The 16,381-nt window shown below is 70.2% G+C and carries 20 protein-coding genes; 9 read left to right on the plus strand and 11 right to left on the minus strand.

Annotated features, from left to right (window positions below):
* Nucleotides 1-10 precede the first annotated feature (10 nt).
* The 4 genes from SSMG_RS40280 to SSMG_RS40295 all read right to left on the minus strand — a co-directional run bounded on the left by SSMG_RS40280 (nt 11) and on the right by SSMG_RS40295 (nt 2,843).
* A complete protein-coding gene (locus SSMG_RS40280; protein WP_009086007.1) occupies nt 11-1,012 on the minus strand; it encodes a LuxR family transcriptional regulator in 1,002 nt (333 codons plus the stop codon).
* A 157-nt stretch (nt 1,013-1,169) separates the two neighbouring features.
* Nucleotides 1,170-1,589, minus strand: a complete 420-nt coding sequence (locus SSMG_RS40285; RefSeq protein ID WP_037719037.1) for an ATP-binding protein — start codon at nt 1,587-1,589, stop codon at nt 1,170-1,172.
* 64 nt (nt 1,590-1,653) lie between these two features.
* Nucleotides 1,654-2,430, minus strand: coding sequence for a SigB/SigF/SigG family RNA polymerase sigma factor (locus SSMG_RS40290; RefSeq protein ID WP_009086010.1), 777 nt, complete (start codon nt 2,428-2,430; stop codon nt 1,654-1,656).
* The gene (locus SSMG_RS40295) at nt 2,427-2,843 is read right to left on the minus strand and encodes an anti-sigma factor (protein ID WP_009086012.1); all 417 of its coding nucleotides are present in this window, start codon (nt 2,841-2,843) and stop codon (nt 2,427-2,429) included. Before SSMG_RS40295 ends, SSMG_RS40290 begins: the two co-directional genes overlap by 4 nt.
* Nucleotides 2,844-2,993: 150 nt before the next feature.
* Here SSMG_RS40295 and SSMG_RS40300 point away from each other — a divergent pair, with 150 nt between their 5' ends.
* The 3 genes from SSMG_RS40300 to SSMG_RS40310 all read left to right on the plus strand — a co-directional run bounded on the left by SSMG_RS40300 (nt 2,994) and on the right by SSMG_RS40310 (nt 4,635).
* Nucleotides 2,994-3,299 carry a WhiB family transcriptional regulator gene (locus tag SSMG_RS40300; RefSeq protein WP_009086013.1) on the plus strand — a complete coding sequence of 102 codons (306 nt, stop codon included), beginning with the start codon at nt 2,994-2,996 and terminating at the stop codon, nt 3,297-3,299.
* A 218-nt stretch (nt 3,300-3,517) separates the two neighbouring features.
* A complete protein-coding gene (locus tag SSMG_RS40305; protein ID WP_009086015.1) occupies nt 3,518-3,871 on the plus strand; it encodes an STAS domain-containing protein in 354 nt (117 codons plus the stop codon).
* 44 nt (nt 3,872-3,915) lie between these two features.
* On the plus strand, nt 3,916-4,635 hold the full coding sequence (locus tag SSMG_RS40310) for a metal-dependent hydrolase (RefSeq protein ID WP_009086016.1): 720 nt from the start codon (nt 3,916-3,918) through the stop codon (nt 4,633-4,635).
* 73 nt (nt 4,636-4,708) lie between these two features.
* Here the strand turns inward: SSMG_RS40310 and SSMG_RS40315 are convergent, their stop codons facing one another.
* Entirely contained in the window at nt 4,709-5,671 is a 963-nt protein-coding gene (locus SSMG_RS40315) for a YafY family protein (protein ID WP_009086018.1), read from the minus strand.
* Nucleotides 5,672-5,766: 95 nt separating this feature from the next.
* On the opposite strand from SSMG_RS40315, the gene SSMG_RS40320 reads away from it, so the two are divergent.
* Nucleotides 5,767-6,609, plus strand: a complete 843-nt coding sequence (locus tag SSMG_RS40320) for an NAD(P)H-binding protein (RefSeq protein WP_009086019.1) — start codon at nt 5,767-5,769, stop codon at nt 6,607-6,609.
* Nucleotides 6,610-6,620: 11 nt separating this feature from the next.
* Entirely contained in the window at nt 6,621-7,715 is a 1,095-nt protein-coding gene (locus SSMG_RS40325; protein WP_050788531.1) for a winged helix DNA-binding domain-containing protein, read from the plus strand.
* Here the strand turns inward: SSMG_RS40325 and SSMG_RS40330 are convergent.
* Nucleotides 7,699-8,457 (minus strand): nuclear transport factor 2 family protein, encoded by a 759-nt coding sequence (locus SSMG_RS40330; protein ID WP_037719039.1) that lies wholly within the window; start codon nt 8,455-8,457, stop codon nt 7,699-7,701. The genes SSMG_RS40325 and SSMG_RS40330 overlap by 17 nt on opposite strands.
* A gap of 184 nt (nt 8,458-8,641) precedes the next feature.
* Here SSMG_RS40330 and SSMG_RS40335 point away from each other — a divergent pair, with 184 nt between their 5' ends.
* Nucleotides 8,642-9,187 carry a TetR/AcrR family transcriptional regulator gene (locus SSMG_RS40335; RefSeq protein WP_009086025.1) on the plus strand — a complete coding sequence of 182 codons (546 nt, stop codon included), beginning with the start codon at nt 8,642-8,644 and terminating at the stop codon, nt 9,185-9,187.
* Here the strand turns inward: SSMG_RS40335 and SSMG_RS40340 are convergent.
* The gene (locus tag SSMG_RS40340) at nt 9,184-9,765 is read right to left on the minus strand and encodes a helix-turn-helix domain-containing protein (protein ID WP_009086026.1); all 582 of its coding nucleotides are present in this window, start codon (nt 9,763-9,765) and stop codon (nt 9,184-9,186) included. The genes SSMG_RS40335 and SSMG_RS40340 overlap by 4 nt on opposite strands.
* Before the next feature lie 119 nt (nt 9,766-9,884).
* Here SSMG_RS40340 and SSMG_RS40345 point away from each other — a divergent pair, with 119 nt between their 5' ends.
* Nucleotides 9,885-11,060: an MFS transporter gene (locus SSMG_RS40345; protein WP_009086028.1), complete on the plus strand. Its 1,176-nt coding sequence runs from the start codon at nt 9,885-9,887 to the stop codon at nt 11,058-11,060.
* Here the strand turns inward: SSMG_RS40345 and SSMG_RS40350 are convergent.
* Nucleotides 11,031-12,272, minus strand: coding sequence for an MFS transporter (locus tag SSMG_RS40350; protein WP_009086030.1), 1,242 nt, complete (start codon nt 12,270-12,272; stop codon nt 11,031-11,033). The two genes, SSMG_RS40345 and SSMG_RS40350, sit on opposite strands and share 30 nt — an antisense overlap.
* Before the next feature lie 118 nt (nt 12,273-12,390).
* Between SSMG_RS40350 and SSMG_RS40355 the strand changes: the two genes are divergently transcribed.
* Nucleotides 12,391-12,732 carry a hypothetical protein gene (locus tag SSMG_RS40355; protein ID WP_009086031.1) on the plus strand — a complete coding sequence of 114 codons (342 nt, stop codon included), beginning with the start codon at nt 12,391-12,393 and terminating at the stop codon, nt 12,730-12,732.
* Nucleotides 12,733-12,734: 2 nt separating this feature from the next.
* On the opposite strand, the gene SSMG_RS40360 is transcribed toward SSMG_RS40355, so the two are convergent.
* Nucleotides 12,735-14,330 (minus strand): ABC transporter permease, encoded by a 1,596-nt coding sequence (locus SSMG_RS40360; protein ID WP_009086033.1) that lies wholly within the window; start codon nt 14,328-14,330, stop codon nt 12,735-12,737.
* On the minus strand, nt 14,327-15,226 hold the full coding sequence (locus SSMG_RS40365) for an ABC transporter ATP-binding protein (protein ID WP_009086035.1): 900 nt from the start codon (nt 15,224-15,226) through the stop codon (nt 14,327-14,329). The genes SSMG_RS40360 and SSMG_RS40365 overlap by 4 nt, the downstream gene beginning before the upstream one ends.
* A gap of 94 nt (nt 15,227-15,320) precedes the next feature.
* Here SSMG_RS40365 and SSMG_RS40370 point away from each other — a divergent pair, with 94 nt between their 5' ends.
* Nucleotides 15,321-15,806, plus strand: a complete 486-nt coding sequence (locus tag SSMG_RS40370) for a GbsR/MarR family transcriptional regulator (protein ID WP_009086036.1) — start codon at nt 15,321-15,323, stop codon at nt 15,804-15,806.
* On the opposite strand, the gene SSMG_RS40375 is transcribed toward SSMG_RS40370, so the two are convergent.
* A partial coding sequence (locus tag SSMG_RS40375; protein ID WP_286157105.1) for a TetR/AcrR family transcriptional regulator occupies nt 15,803-16,381 on the minus strand: 579 nt, incomplete at its 5' end. The two genes, SSMG_RS40370 and SSMG_RS40375, sit on opposite strands and share 4 nt — an antisense overlap.

A 16,381-nucleotide genomic window follows, 5' to 3' on the forward strand; every position in this document is an offset into this window, starting at 1 on the left:
CCCGTCGCGGTTATCCGGCTGCCGCGGGCTCGTCGAGCCAGCCCTGCCTGCTGACCTCCCACGCGAGCTGCATCCGGGTCTGCACGTTCATCCGGGTCATCAGGTCGTGGATCCGCCGCTGCACGGTCCGCTGGCTCACCGCGAGCCGCGTCGCGATCGCCTTGTCGGTGACCCCCGCGACCAGCAATGACAACAAATGCAGCTCGTCCCGGTCCGGCCCGGCGCCACCGGGGGCGTCCTGCGGGGTCCCGTCCGCGCGCAGCGGCCACGCGCGTTCCCAATAGCTTTCGAACAACGCGATCAACGCGGCCAGCAGACTGCTCTCGCGGATCAACGCGGCGGTCGGTTCGCCGGAGCCGTCGAGATTCTGCACCAGCGGGCACAACGCGATGGTGCCGTCGGCGATCGCCAGCCGCACCGGAACCACGGTGGACGACCGCGCCTCCTCGCCGTGCCGGATCCCGTGCGCGACGTTCTCGATCATGCCGGGCTCTTCCAGCATCGCCCGCTCGTAGACGACGCGGTACCGCACGCCGCGAGCAAGCGCGTCGTACTCGTCGGCGTTCTCGCCCGACGCCATCGCGATGTGCCCGGCCCGGCAGAACCACAGCAGCTCGTGCCGGGCGCCGACCTGGATGTTCGTCAACTGCTGGCGGATCGCCGCACTGCCGGTGATCACCTCGACCAGTTGCGTCGCGTCCCGCCGCCGCGCACCCCCGCGATACTCCTCGGCCATCCGGCTCACTGCGGTGCGCGCCCACTCCAGCGATTCCTGCCCGCGCATCAGCAAGGGCCCGAACGCGACATCCGGCGGCGACGGCGCATACCGCGGCTCGTCCCCGGCGACCAGGCTGACCAGCCCCTTGGCGTGCAGCGAACGCAGAATCGCCGACACCTGCGCCGCGCTCAGGCCCAGCTGCTCGGCCACCTGCCGCGGTCCGGCGTCGAACATCCCCACGAGGAGCCGGTAGACCCGCTCCTCGTCCCCAGTCACCCCGATTGCGTCCAGCATCCGGCGAGCGTAAGGCACCGGCAACGGGAGCGAACGAGACAAAACCGGACAGCGCGCGGCGGGACCAGTCCTGGGGGAGCGGACTGCAACCGGTCTCGCCTCCCCGTTCAGGAGTCGGATCAGGAGCGCTCGGCGCGGCCGGACTCCTGGCAGGCCGTCAGCTCAGGCCGAACGCCGCCCACACGCACTTCCCGCCCTCGGCCGGGTCATAACCCCAGCGCCGGGACAACGCGCGCACCAGCTGAAGCCCCCGGCTGCGCGCCGCGGACGGGGCGACCGGTTCCTTCAACTGCGGAACGGCGGCGGAAGTGTCGAAAACCCGCACCATCAGTTCGCCGTCCTCAAGCCGCAGCTCCAAGCGGTCCGGGCGGTCGCCGTGCTCGAAGGCGTTGGTGACCAGTTCGGAGGTCGCGAGCAGGACGTCGTCGCGCACCTGGGCGGGGACGTCGACCTGGGCGAGCGCGGCGCGGACCTGGGCTCGCGCGATGGCGGGCGCGGTGACGTCGTCCGGAAGCTCCAGGCGCACGGTGGCGGCGGCCGCCCCGGTGCTCCTGGTCGGCATCCTCGACGTCGTCATGGCTTCTGCACCTCCCGGCCGCTCTGCTCGCATCTGGTGTTTACCCAACTCGGGGGAAACCGAATCAGGTGCCCTCGGTGATGTCAGTCTCCGCCAGTCCGGTACGGAGCTTTTTCAGCGTCGCCGCGAGCAGCCGCGACACCTGCATCTGGGAAACCCCGACGCGGCGCGCGATGTCCGATTGGCTCATCCCGGACCCGAAGCGCAACGCCACGATCTTGCGCTCGCGCTCCGGCAGACTGTCCAGCATCGGCCGCAGCGCCTCGCGCAGTTCGGCTTGGCCGAGGTTCGCGTCCGGCGCGCCGAAGCGGGTGTGCGCGGAGTTCTCCAGCAGGTTGTCCAGCGAGGCCCCGTACCGGCCCTGCCCCGCGCGCAGACCCTCGTAGACGTCCTCGATCGGCACGTCGAGATGCCGCGCGATCTCACTCGGCTTCGGGGCGCGCGAAAGCCGCACGGTCAGTTCCTCGCGGGCAGCTGAGATCGTCGCGTTGAGCTCCTTGAGCCGCCGCGGCACCCGGACCGACCAGCTGTTGTCGCGGAAATGGTGGCGCAATTCGCCGGAGATCGTCGGCACCGCGAAGGCCAGGAAGTCCGTGCCCTGCGTGGGGTCATAGCGGTCGACCGCGTGGATGAGGCCGACCGTCGCGATCTGCACGAGGTCGTCCATCGCCTCGTCGCGGTTGCGGAACTTCCGGGCGAGGTTGCGCGCCAGTTCGAGGTGCTCGCGCACCAGGATGTCCCGGATCTCCTCGCGGCGGGGCGAACGGTCGGGCAGCTGCGTCAGCTCGTGGAACAGGGCTGCCACGTCGGTGGGCTTGTCGCCGCCGGCGGGGTTCGTCACGAGCTGGCCGCCTCACTCTCCCGGACCAGTTGCACCCGGGAGAGGTACCGGCCGTTGGCCGGGGTCACGGTGCGCCGCGCGGAGGTCGCGAGCGCGGTCAGCAGCTGCCAGGACAGACCGGTCTCGTCGCCGTGCTCGGCGCGGTCGGAGACCACCGACACAGTGACCTCGATCCGGCCGTCCAGCCAGGAAAACACGCAGGTCAGCTTGCCGTCGGCGGCCGAGGGCAACAGCATCGAGCAGGCCTCGTCCACGGCCATCCGCAGGTCCTCGACCGCGTCCAGGTCGAAGTCCTGGCGCATCGCGATGTCGGCGACGATGGTGCGCAGGGTGGGCACCACGTGCGGGATAGCCGCCGTCCGCACCTCGATGAGCTGTGCGTCCTCGCGCTCGAGCGGGGCGTTCTCCTCCACGTGCTGTTCCTCTCTCCGGCGTGCTTCGCCAGTCTTTCGTGCCCGGTCTGCCACATGCCCGGGGGGTGAGCAAACCAAACCCGCGTTTGACCGCCGCGACCGGCGGGCATGTAGCGGTCGAGTGCTGATCCCGGGAAAGGTGGGGACGACATGGCTGACGTGAGCCGACTGCCGAACGTGGTGGCCGAGGAGTGGGAGTGGCAGCTTCAAGGCTCGTGCCGCGGAGCGGACAGCAGCCTGTTCTTCCATACCGACAACGAGCGCGGCTCCGCGCGCGAGCGCCGCGAGTCCCGTGCCAAGGCGATCTGCCACACCTGCCCGGTGCTGGCCCAGTGCCGCAAGCACGCGATGACCGTCGAAGAGCCGTACGGGATCTGGGGCGGGCTCGGCGAGATCGAGCGCCGCGAGCTGTTCATGCGCGAACGGCGGGCCAAGCGCAAGACCGTGTCTGCCTGAGCCGACGACCTCCCCGCCCGCGCGCCGACCTGCGGTGCGCGGGTGCTGTGCGTCTCCCGGCCCCCCGCGCGCCAAGGTGTAGCCGTGTGCCGACGCGGCGGCGGTCACCCGCTGGGTTAGGGTTGGGTCTCCAGATGCTTTGGGACCGTGACACGGTTGCCGCTTGAGACTACAGGCGCGTACCGGCGCAGGAGCAGCGCCTGACGAGGAGAAACTGCATGCCCGCAGCCGACCAGAACGCCACTCCGCCCGGATTCGGCATCACGCTGGACACCGCGGCCGCCGAGCCGAGGGTGGTGGTCACGGGTGAGCTCGATCTGCTCACCAGCCCGCAGCTGCAGGAAGCTCTTGCCGGATTGATCGCGGACAAGAATTCCCGTCGCGTGGTGGCCGACCTCACCGGGGTGACCTTCTTCGACTCATCGGCGCTGAACGTCGTCCTGCACGCCCAGCGGCAGGCCGGCGAACAGGACGTCGAACTCGAGGTCGTCCCGAGCCCGGCGGTGAGCCGGGTGATCGAGCTCACCGGCGTGGCCGAACACCTGAGCGTGTCGGAGGAACCCCCGGCCTGATCTCCCGATACGGTCGCGGATCGAATTGGCCCGCGACCTGGGGGATGACCATCATGATGGGGCGCACGCACGCCCTGACCGGCTGGTGTGCGGGGCTCGCCCTCGCGCCCGCGGTCGGCGTCGGCTCGGTGCATCAGGCGGTGGTCTTCGCGGCCACCACGGCCGGGTTCGCGCTGCTGCCGGACCTGGACCATCCCAGCGCGAGCGCGACCCGCCTGTTCGGCTGGCTGACCGGCGCGCTGTCGTGGCTGCTGCGCCGGGTGTCCGCCGCCGTGTACGCCCTGACGAAGGGTCCGCGCGACGAAAAGGTGACCGGCACGCACCGGCACCTCTCGCACACCCTCTTGTTCGCGGTCGCCCTCGGCGCGGCCACCTCCGCGGGCTGTACCGCGGGCGGGGCTTGGGCCGTGCTGGGCGTGCTGTTGTTCGGCTTGCTGCTCGCGGTCGGCGCGCTGGGCGACTGGCTGCTGCTGCCCTACGGCGGCGCGGTGGCCTGGTGGTACTTCACCGCGCCCGACGACCGGGTGGCCCAGCTGGCGGACATCTCCGGCTGGCTCGGCGTGGCGGTCGCGGCCGGGTGTTTCGTGCACTGCCTCGGCGATTCGCTGACCGAGTCGGGCTGCCCGTTCCTGTTCCCGTTGCCGATCGGGGGGGGGAGACCTGGTACGAGCTCCGCCCGCCGAAGCCGCTGCGGCTGCACACCGGCAAGAAGGTCGAGACCCGGCTGGTGTTCCCGGTGTTCCTGCTGGTGGGAGTGCTGCTGATCCCGGGCGTGTGGGACTGGACGGTGGCCACGGCGGAGCACCTGTTCACGCCCTCGGCAGCGCAGACCGCGACTCACTGAGCGACAGCGCGCTGGTACCGATTCCCGAGCGCACGCACGGCCTCGACGAGTTCGGGCGGTTCCGTCACCGTGAAGTCGACCCCGAGCGAACCGAGATGCACCGCAAGAGTCTCGACGCTGTCCGCACCCGTATCCAGCAGGCAGCGGTCATCGTCGATCGCCGTGACCGTGCCGATCGCGGGAGTGATCCGCTCGGCCAGCTTCTCCGCGGACACCCGCGCCACGACCCGCGCCCGGTAACGCCACGCGGCGGAGGACGCGCCCCGGCGTACCTGGTCGACGGCCTCTTCGGGGAGGTCGCGGGGTGCGAACCGGGGACCGGCCGGGGTGCTGCGCGGGCGAATCCGGTCCACGCGGAAGGTCCGCCAGTCGTCCCGGGCGGGGTCGAAGGCGACGAGGTACCACCGGCGACCCCAGTTGACCAGGCGGTACGGCTCCACGTCCCGCCTGCTCTCGGTGCCGTCGTGGCCGAGGTAGTCGAAGCGCACGCGTTCGTGGTCGCGGCAAGCGGCGGTGAGGGTGCTGAGGACGTCCGCGTCCACCCGCGGTCCGAGGTCGTCCCTGGGCACCGCGACGGCGTAACGCTGGATCGCCTCGACCCGCCGCCGGAGCCGGGCGGGCAGGACCTTCTCCAGTTTGGCCAGCGCGCGCAGCGAAGTCTCCTCGACGCCGGTGATCGTGCCGCCGGCCGCGGTGCGCAGCCCGATCGCCACCGCGACCGCCTCCTCGTCGTCGAGCAGCAGCGGCGGCAACGCGGCCCCGGCCCCGAGCCGGTAACCGCCCACCGCGCCGCGGCTGCCGTGCACCGGATAGCCGAGGGTGCGCAGGCGTTCCACGTCGTTGCGGATCGTGCGGGCGCTGACCGACAGCCGTTCGGCCAGTTCGGCTCCGGTCCACTCGCGGGGCGTCTGGAGCAGCGAGAGCAAGCGCAGCAACCGCGCCGAGGTTTCCAGCATTTTTTCAGTATCCCGCGCGATTAGGAACGTAGCTTGCCTAATCCGCTCCTACGGTGCGGACAAGGCAGTAAGCGAACCGCACGGAGGAACAGCGCATGTATCTCGTCATCGGAGCCACGGCCCACTTCGGACGTCAGGCAGTGGAGGAGCTGGTCGCGGCGGGCGCGCCGGTGCGGGCGCTGACCCGGGACCCGGAGCGGGCCGGACTCCCGGACGGGGTCGACGTCGCCCGCGGGGACCTGACCAAGCCCGAGACGCTGCCGTCGGCGCTGGCCGGTGTCGAGGCCGCCTTCCTGGTCCCGCAGTACGGAATGGACGTCGCTCCGCTGCTCGCGGCCGCGGTCGAGGCCGGGGTGCGGCGGCTGGTGCTGCTGTCCTCGGGCGCGGTCGTTCCCGGCGCCGGACAGCAGCCCGACGTGATCGCCCAGTACCACCGCGACGTGGAGCGAGCCGTCGCGGAGACCGGCATCGAGTGGACGTTCTTGCGGCTGTTGTTCCCCGCCATCAACTCGCTGACGTTCGCGATGCAGCTTCAAGGCGGCGACGTCGTCCGCGTGCCGTATGCCGAGGCGGCGTTCAGCGCGGTGCACGAACGGGACGTCGCGGAGGTCGCCGCGCGGATCCTGACCGGCGGCGGGCACGCCGGGCGGGCCTACGACCTGACTGGCCCGGACTCGCTGACTCAAGCGGACCAGGTCCGGGTTCTCGGCGAGACGCTCGGGCGTCCGCTCGTCGTCGAAGATCTCGACCCGGAACCCGTCCGGGAGCAGATGAGCCAGTTCATGGACCCGGTATTCCTGGCGGCCCTGTTCGACCTCATGGCGCAGACGGTCGGCAAACCCGCGCCGGTCAACGACGTGGTCGAGCAGATCACCGGGCACCCGGCGCGCACCTATGCCCAGTGGACCGCGGATCACCGCGCCGACTTCAACAACTGAAGGAGCACGTTGTGACCCTCGGGCGGCGAGAGCTGGGACGAGCCCTGCTGGCCCGTCAGTCGTTGCTGGAACGAGCCGACGCGACCGTCGAGGAGGCGGTCGCGCGGCTGGTCGGCATGCAAGCGCAGGCCCCGTACGCGCCGTATTTCGGGCTCTGGAGCCGGATTCGGGCGTTCCGCACCGCGGACTTGGCGGACGCGCTGACCGAACGTCGCCTGGTGCGGGTCGCGCTGATGCGCAGCACCGTTCACCTGGTCACCGTCGCGGACTATCGCGCCTTGCGGCCGTGGTCGCAAGACGCGCTCGACCGCGAACTCGACACCGCGTTCAAGGCACCGCTGGCCGGCCTGGACCGCGCGGCCGTGGCGGAATCGGGCCGGGCGCTGCTGGGCACCCGGCCGCTTACCCCCAAGGAACTCCGGGCGGTGTTGCACGAGCAGTGGCCCGACCGTGACCCGCACGCGCTCGCCACCGTCGTGCGCAATCGCGTGCCGCTGGTGCAGGTGCCGCCGCGGGCGGTCTGGGGCGTCGGCGGCACCACCCGGTACGCGGCGGCGGCCGACTGGACCGGAACCGAACCGGCCGCCACCGCCGACGCCGAACAGATCGTGCTGCGCTACCTCGCCGCCTTCGGCCCGGCCTCGGCCGCCGACGTGCAGACCTGGGCGGGCCGGACCCGGCTGCGTCCGGTCCTGGAAGGCTTGCGGCCGCGGCTGGCGGTCTTCCGGGACGAACACGGGACGGAGCTGTTCGACCTGCCGGGCGCACCCCGCCCCGCGGCCCACACTCCCGCCCCGGTCCGCTTCCTGCCCGAGTACGACAACCTGCTGGCTTCCCACGCCGACCGCACCCGGGTGATCTCCGCCGAAGACCGCAAACGCTTGCTGACCGGCAACGGGATGCGCGCCGCTTTCCTCGTGGACGGTCAGGTCGCCGGAGCCTGGAAGCTCCAGCAGGACAAGACGTCGGCAACGCTTGAGATCGAGCCGTTCCGGCCGCTGACCGCCGCCGAGCGCGCCGAGGTCGAGACGGAAGGTTCGCTCCTGCTGAAGTTCGCGGCTCCCGGCGCGGACCAGGACGTCCGCGGGACTACTCCTCGAACCTAGGCGCGCCCGAGTAGTCGCGGGAGTGCACGATCCGCCCGTCGCGCACGGTCAACACCATCGCGTATGTCGACACGTACGGCTTGCCCTCGTACTCGCCGTGCAGGTCGTACTCGGCCACCAGCACCTCCGGGTCGCCGGTCTCGTGCACCACGACCCGGTCCGCCTTGGTGATCCGGCGGCGCTCCCCGGCCTGGTGAAAGCGTTTGCGCAACTCCTCGCGGTCGCGTGTCACCCTCGGCACCCCGGCCGGCGCGAACGGGATTTCGATGACGACGTCGTCGGAGTACAGGTCGGCGAGGTCGTCCCAGCGGTTGTCGACGGCCGCGTCGAGGAAGCGCTGGAAGACCTCCTTCGTGCCGTACAGCGTGGTTGCCGCGCCGTGGTTCGGGTAGTCGCGGTACCGGGTGACCTCGCCGTCCCGCACGGTCAGCAGTCCGGCCGACGACGGGAGCCGGTAGCGGCGGCCGGTGTGCGGATTGCGGCCCTCGGCGACCAGTTCGACCGCGAAGCCGTCCGCGGTTTCGGTGGTGGTGACCTCGACTTTCTCCAGGCCGATCCGGGCCGCGACGGCGCTGCCCGCGCCGAGCGTGGCCACTACCGCGTCCCGGCCGGCCGAACGGTGGCCGGTGAACGGGATCTCGTAGACGGCGTCCTCGGCGAGAACGTCCGCGAGCGCCGCGGCGTCGATGGCGCTCAGCGCGTTCGCGACGATCTCGGCTACTTCGGACACGGTGCGGGGCATCGGAAACCTCATTCGGGAAGACGGGACGATAATCGGAACGGGGCACCCGCTTACGACGATACGGAGTTCGCACTCCGGTTGTCAACGAGGGTCTGGAGATCTCGGCCACGGTCGGAAGCGGCGGACCTCGTTCCAAGGAAGAATCGGACGACCGCACCACTTTGAGAGCAGAGGAGATGGCCCGGTGGAGAAGCCTGCGCTCCGCGCGGACGCGCGCCGGAACCGCGCCCGCGTGCTGGCTGCCGCCGAAGCAGCGTTCGCCGTCGACGGGCTGTCCGTGCCCCTGGACGACATCGCGCGACTGGCCGGCGTCGGCGCGGGCACTGTCTACCGGCATTTCCCCAGCAAGGAAGCCCTGTTCCAGGCGGTCGTGGTGGAGCGGCTGGAACAGTACGGCGTCGAGGCACAGGAGTTGATCGACTCCGACGCGCCGGGCGAAGCGTTCTACGACTACTTCACGCGCGTCATCGAACAGGCGTCGCGCAATCGGGCAATCTGCGAAGCGCTCGGTGAGACCAGCGGTTCTGCGTACAAGGCCGAAGCAGCGGAGCGGTTTCGGGTGAACCTCACGGCGCTTCTGGAGCGCGCGCAAGCCGCGGGCGCCGTACGCGCGGACATCGACGGCGAAGACCTGCGCGCGCTCATCGTCGGCGCCCTCGCGGTGGAACGGTTTACGCCGGACAGCCGCCATCTGGTGCGGGTGCTGCTCGACGGGCTGCGCAAGGTCTAATCGCGGCGGCCGACGCGTAGGTGGATGCGTTCGCCGGATTTGCTGAAGAGACTGAGGATTTCGACGTCGCCCTTGCCCGCGGCACCGAACCAGTGCGGGAGGTGGCAGTCGAACTCGGCTGCTTCGCCGGGGCCCATGATGAAGTCGTGATCGCTCAGGCGTACGCGTAGCCGTCCGCGAAGCACGTAGAGCCATTCGTGCCCGTCGTGGCTGCGCGGATGGGGCTCTACGTCGCCCGCCGGGATGATCTGTTTGTAGGCGCGGAGTTCTCCCTGATGCCGGGACAGCGGGATCAGCACGCGCCCGTCCCGCTTGGCGGCCTGCTGGGGCACGCGCGGGTCGACGATCCGGGGCGCGGCGACGATCTCGTCGAACGGGATGCCCAGCGCCGCGGTGATCGGCAGCAGCAGTTCGAGGCTCGGCTTGCGCTGCCCGGATTCCAGCCGGGACAGCGTGCTGGTCGAAATGCCGGTGGACCGCGACAACTCGGCGAGGCTGACGCCGCGGTGGTCCCGGGCGCGCCGCAGACGGGGCGCGATCTGCTCGAGCACGCTGTCGACGGCGGGATGGTCAGTCATGCGGCGCAGTCAACCAATGCGTCCCGGAAACAGCAACGTTTCTTGCCGCTTCCGGTCGAGTCTTCCGATGCTGGACGCGGAGGTGCTGACGCGCCCAGACCACGGAGGTTTGCCCGTTCATGACCAGCGAGACCGTCGAAACACCCCGGAGTTCCGCGCGCCTGCCCATCGGCGTCTACCTGCTCGCGTTCAGCCTGTTCGCGATGGGCAGCGCGGAGTTCCTTCTGGCGGGCGTGCTGCCCGCGGCAGCGGACGACCTTGAGGTTTCGCTGTCCTCCGCCGGATTTCTCATCACCGCGTTCGCGCTCGGGGTCGTATTCGGGGGCCCGCCGTTCGCCGTGCTCAGCTTGCGCTGGCCCCGCCGCACCGCGCTGCTGGCCACGCAAGGAGTGTTCGCGGTCAGCATCGCCGCCGGGCTGCTGGGCGACTACCCGGTCCTGCTGGTGAGCAGGGTGGTCTCGGGGGTCGCCTACGCCGGTTTCTTCGCTGTCGCTTCCGTGACTGCGATCAGCCTGGTCACCCCGGAGCGCAACGCCCGCGCCTCCGGAGTCGTGGTGAGCGGTCTGAGCGTCGCCATGGTCGCAGGCGGACCGGCGGGTACCTTGCTCAGCCATTTCACCCAGTGGCGCGGCGGATTCTGGGCTGTGGTCGCACTGACGCTCGCCGGAATCGTCGCCTGCTCGCTCGGCATCCCGGCGGCGAACACCGGCTCCGCGGCACGACCGAGCGTGTCGCGGGAACTCGCCACCATTCGCAAACCGCGGCTCTGGGGGATTTACGGGATCACGATCCTGACGACCGCGGCGTACATGATCACGTTCAACTACCTCTCGGCAATGCTGGCCGACATCACTGGCGTCCCGACGGGGTGGATCCCCGCGGTGCTCGCGCTTTTCGGGCTCGGTGCTTTCGCTGGCTTGTCCATCGGCGGGCGCGTTTCCGATCAGCGGCCCCACTCCGCGCTGCTCGCCGGAGCCGCCGCGATCGTGCTTCTTTCGGTCGGCATGGTTTTCGCCGTCCACAGCTGGTGGGCGGTGCTTCCCGCAGTGTTCCTGCTCGGGGTCGCCGCTTTCGTGCTGAATCCCGCGATCTACGGCCGGGTTTTCGCCATCGCCGCCGACGCCCCGACTCTCGCTGGGGCGACCACGGTTTCGGCATTCCAGCTGGGAATCAGCGCGACGCCGGCCCTGGCGGCAGCCGTGCTGACCCATGCCCTCACGTCGGTCAGCCTCATCGGAGCTGTCCTCGCCGCGCTTGCGGTTCCCCTAATCGTTCTTGATCGCACCCTCGGCTAGCGGCAGATCACGCAGCTTGCGAAGCGGCGAAGCAACGAGAATCGCCGACGCCGCAAGCACTCCGACTCCGCACACGTACAGCGTGACCCGGGTTGTGGTGAGTTCGGCGATGAAGCCGCCGAGCAGACTGCCGAGCGGGGCGACGCCGAAAACGACCGTCTGCGACACCGACGACACCCGGCCCAGCAGCTCGTGCGGGGTGACCGCCTGCTGGAAACTCGTCTCGAACACGCCGAGCACGATGATCCCGAAGCTCGACCCGATCCCGCCCGCGATGTACCAGGCGAGACCCCATCCTGGCGTCGCGAAAGCGTTGGGCAGGAACGAAATGCTGTACACGGCACCGCCGATGAACAGGGCGCGCGCGGCACCGAAGCGGGCACCGAGTCGTCGGGCGACCAGGCTGGCCAGCAGTGCTCCGGTGAGCGAAAGCGTGCCGAGCAGCCCGATCGTGAACGGCGTCAGATGCAGGTCTCGCACCATGAACACCATCGACACCGCCATGAACATCGACTGGAACAGGCTCGAAACGGCGCTGTGGACGGTGATCGCGCGCAGGATCGGGTGGCGCAGCACCGTCCGCACCCCTTCGGCGATTTCCCGGCGGAGGTTCCGCTCGGCAGGTTCGGGCCGCACATCCGGCGTGCGAATCCGGCGCAGCCACGCGGCGGACCACAGGTAGGTCGCCGCGTCGAGCGCCATCGCGCCCGCGCCCCCGACGAACTGCACGATCATCCCGCCAAGGCCGGGTCCGGCGAGCGCGGCGACGGACAGGTTCGTCTGCAGCCGGGCGTTCGCGTCGGGCAACTGGCCGCGCTCGACGAGGTTCGGCAGGTAGGTCTGGTGCGCGACGTTGAAGAAGACAGTGAACCCGCCGGCCAGCAACACGACGACATACAGATGGCCCAGCGTCAGCGACCCGAACAGCGCGGCGAGCGGCACCGAGCCGATGAGCACCGCGCGGGCGAGGTCGGCGGTGATCAGCACCGGCCGGTTGCGCATTCGGTCGCACCACGCGCCCGCCTGCAGTCCGAGCAGCAGATACGGGAGCGTGCTCAGCGTCCGCAGCAGCGAAACCTCGGCCACGGACGCGGCGAGCGTCGTGGTGGCTAGCAGGGGAATCACCAGGAAATCGATGCGGTTGCCGACCTGGCTGAGGCCGTCGGCTAGCCAGAGCCGCCGGAAGTCCGGCGAGCGAAGAATCCCCCTCATAGGATCAGTGTTACATAAGTTGAGTCAGTAGATATCAAGTTGCACAGTGCGTAACGACGCCTATGATCAACGCGACGAACCCTCGTAGCCGAGTGACCGTGCGGCGAGGAGGTGCCGGATGTCGGACACCGCTCCCACCTGGGGTTATGTCGTCGTGACCGGGCTTGCCGGCCTGGCGGGCGGACTGCTCATCGCCGCGTTGCTGGTAGCCGGTCGCACTCCGCGTCCGGCCGGGGAGTCGTCGCCGCCCATCCCGCAGCCCGTGCAGCCGGTGACGGTCACGGTGACCGGCCTCCCTCTGCCGCCGATCACCGTGACCGAGCGCCCGCCGGCACTCCCGGCCCCGCCGCCGCGCACGACCACGGCCACGGTGTCGGTCACCCCCACGGTGTCGAGCCCGCCGGCGCCCCCGCCGACCACGCTCGGCCCGACCACCGGGTTTTTTCGCGACGAACGCTGACGTCAGCCGACGTCGCGCCGCCGCCAGCCGGCCAGGCCCGCCGCCAGCACGACCGCCGCGACGGCCAGCAGCACCACCAGCGGCACCGCGGTGAACACCGCGCCGGGCACCTTCGGCGGATGCTGGAACGGCGAGACGTCCAGCAGCACCTGCGGCGCGTTGACGACCGGTCCGAACATGCTGATCAGCAACGCCAGCGCCGCCACGCCCCAGGCAGCGGTCGCCAGTTTCGGCAGGAGCCCGAAGATCAGCGCGGCCACCGCGACGATCACCCACGCCGCGGGCACCTGCACCGCGACGGCCGCGACCATGTTCCCGACCGACCGGCCGACGTCCCCGCCGCGCAATCCGTTCGACAGCCCGAGCAGCACGCCCCCGACGAGCACGAGCAACGCGCTGCCGAGGAACGCGAACACCAGGTGGCTCGCGGCCCAGCGCAGCCGTCCGACCCGCGTGGCCAGCAGCGGTTCGAGCCGGAGCGAGGTCTCCTCGGTGCGCATCCGCAGGGTCGCCTGGACGCCGTAGAGCGAAACGAGCATCGCGAACAGGCTCACCATCGTGGCGAGGAACGCGTCGACCAGACCGTGCGAACCGCCGAGCCGCTCGAAGATCTGCCTGCTTTGCTCGGTACCGCCGACCAGGCCGGAAATGCCTTGCGCGATCGTCCCGAACAACGCGCCGCCGACCGCGAGCCCGACCAGCCAGCCGAGCAACGGACCCCGCTGCAGCCGCCAGGCCAGCGAGAACGGCGACCGCAGCGACGGCGCGGCCTCACTCGGGCCGAGTCGCGGCGGAAGCAGGCCGACGCCGACGTCGCGGCGCGGTAGCAGCGCATAAGCCACGGCAACCAGTACGAGCGTGAGCGCGAGGGGCAAAATCAATACCCACCAACGTTCTTCGGCGAACGGCCGGATTTGCTGTGACCAGCCGAGCGGCGACAGCCACGACAGCCAATGCGCGTCGGTGGTCGAATCACCCGCGCCACGCAACAGAAACGCGACGCCGAGCACGGCCGTGCCGATGCCGTTCGCGGTGCGCGAGTACTCGCCGAGTTGTACGGCGACCGCGGCGACACCGGTGAAAACCAGCCCGGCGAGCGCAGTGCTCGCGCCGAGCGCGACGGAGCCTGCCGCGGGAACCTTCGCCGCGAGCGTCACCGCTTGCAGCACGCCGATCAGCACGCTCGCCCCGCCGGTCACCGCGAGCGCGGCGGTGAGCGGCGCGTATCGACCGACCACAGTGGACGCCAGCAGCTCGGCGCGGCCGGTGTCCTCCTCCGCGCGGGTGTGCCGGGTGAGCGTGAAGACCGCCATCAGGCCGGTCAGCAGCGCCAGGAACCCGCCCATCCGCCAGGCGATGAACCCGCCCGCCGTGCCGAGGTTGAACGCCGGGCCGTAGAGCAGCGCGAACGACGGGTTCGCGGCGGCCGACGCGATGAGCCCGGCCCGGCTCGCGGCGGTCGGATAGAACTGGTCGTAGCTGCTGATCGTGGCGACCGGGATGAGGCTGAGCAGGACGATCCAGATCGGCAGGATGACCCGGTCGCGGCGAAGGGCCAGCCGGATCAGCGGCCCGGTGCCGGTGAGCGCGCCGGTCATTTCCCGGCCTCGAGTTCGTCCGCGTAGTGGCGCAGGAAGAGTTCCTCGAGCGTCGGCGGCCTGCTCTCCAGGCTGCGCACGCCGATCTGGGTCAGCTGGCGCAGCGCGTCCTCGAGCGAACGGGTTTCCACGTCGAAGCGGACGCGGTTGCCGTCCATTTTGAGGTCGTGCACGTCGGCGAGCCGGGCGAGACCGTTCGGCGGTCCGGCCAGCTCCGCGGTGATCGACGTGCGGGTGAGGTGGCGCAGTTCGGCGAGTGTGCCGGACTCGACCGTGCGGCCGTTGCGGATGATGCTCACCTTGTCGCATAGGGCTTCCACCTCGGCGAGGATGTGGCTGGACAGCAGCACGGTGCGGCCCTGCGCGCGTTCCTCCTGGATGACCTCCTGGAAAGTGGCCTCCATCAACGGGTCGAGGCCGGAGGTCGGCTCGTCGAGCAGCAGCAGGTCCACAGTGGACGCGAGTGCGGCGACGATGGCGACCTTCTGCCGGTTGCCCTTCGAGTACGTGCGGCCCTTTTTGCGCGGGTCGAGGTCGAAGCGCTCGACGAGTTCCTCGCGGCGCTTCTGGTCGAGCCCGCCGCGCAGCCTGCCGAGCAGGTCGATGACCTCGCCGCCGGACAGATTGGGCCAGAGGTTGACGTCACCGGGCACGTAGGCGAGCCGGTGGTGCAGGCTCGCCGCGTCGCGCCACGGGTCGCCGCCGAGCAGCCGGACCTCGCCGGCGTCGGCGCGCAGCAGTCCGAGCAGGACGCGGATCGTGGTGGACTTCCCGGCGCCGTTCGGGCCGAGGAATCCGTGTACTTCCCCCGCGGGAACCTGAAGATCAAGGCCGTCGAGGGCCTTCACCCGGCCGAATGCCTTGCGCAGGCCGGAGATCGCGATGGCGTTTCCCATGATTCGGAAGCTACACTCTTTTCATGAAGTTGTGAAGTTAAGAAAACGTATGGACCGAGTGATCTTCTGGACGCGCGTGGGAGAGGATGGACGGATGACGACGCCTGAGACGAAGAGGGACGAGGACGCCGTCCGCCGATACGTCGAAAGCCTGGGCCTGGTGATGGCTCAGATCGGCATGCAGCGCATGTCAGCGCGGGTGTTCGCGGCGCTGATGACGACCGACTCGGGGCAGCTGACGGCCGCGGAACTGGCGGAGCAGCTGTCGGTGAGCCCGGCCGCGATCTCCGGTGCCGTGCGGTATCTCGACCAGATCGGCCTGGTGCGGAAGGTGCGCGAGCCCGGCGAGCGTCGCGACCACTACCAGCTCTACGACGACCTCTGGTACGCGACTTTCCTCAAGCGCGACCGTTTCCTGATCATGTGGCGCGACGCGGCCACCGAGGGCATCGACGCGCTCGGCGAGGACACTCCCGCCGGGAAGCGGCTGGCCGAGATGCGGGACTTCCTGGCGTTCATGCTGGTCGAGGTCAACAACCTGTACGACCGGTGGCACGAATTGCGGAAGAACCGCGACTAGCCGATTCGCGCGATTGCCGCGGCGAGCCGCGGGGCGAGATCCGGTCGCGGCGGGCGTTCCTCGAAGGACGCGAGGAACGCCTCCTGGAAACTCGCGCCGAGCAGCAGCCGGGCCGCGGCTTCGACGTCGAGATCGGCGCGCAGCCTGCCCAGCTTGACCTCGGCGGCAAGGTAGCCGGCGACGTGCTGGATCGGCAGGTCGGGGCCGTTTTCGAGGGTGTCCCGGTGGGTGCGGAGCAGGTCGCGCGAGGAGAAGATCGAGACGGAGATCGGAAAACTCGCGCAGTAGAAGGCCAGCGCGGTGGCGGTCAGCTCGGCGAGATTGTCGCCGAGTTCCGCCTTTTCCGGATGCTCGGCGAGCCGCGCCGCCGTGGCGGCCAGGTCGGGCAGCTCCTCTTTCAGCACCGCCAGGAAGAGCGCGGTCTTGTCGCGGAAATGCTTGTACAGCAAGGCTTCCGAGTAGCCCGCGGCCTGCGCGATCGCCTTGGTCGTGGCGTGCGCGTAGCCCTGCTCGCGCATGACCGTCGCGGCTGCGGCGACGATCTCCTCGCGGCTTCCCATGCGTGCTCCCTGAGG

The organism is Streptomyces sp. AA4 (assembly GCF_000158875.1).
Taxonomy (GTDB): domain Bacteria; phylum Actinomycetota; class Actinomycetes; order Mycobacteriales; family Pseudonocardiaceae; genus Amycolatopsis.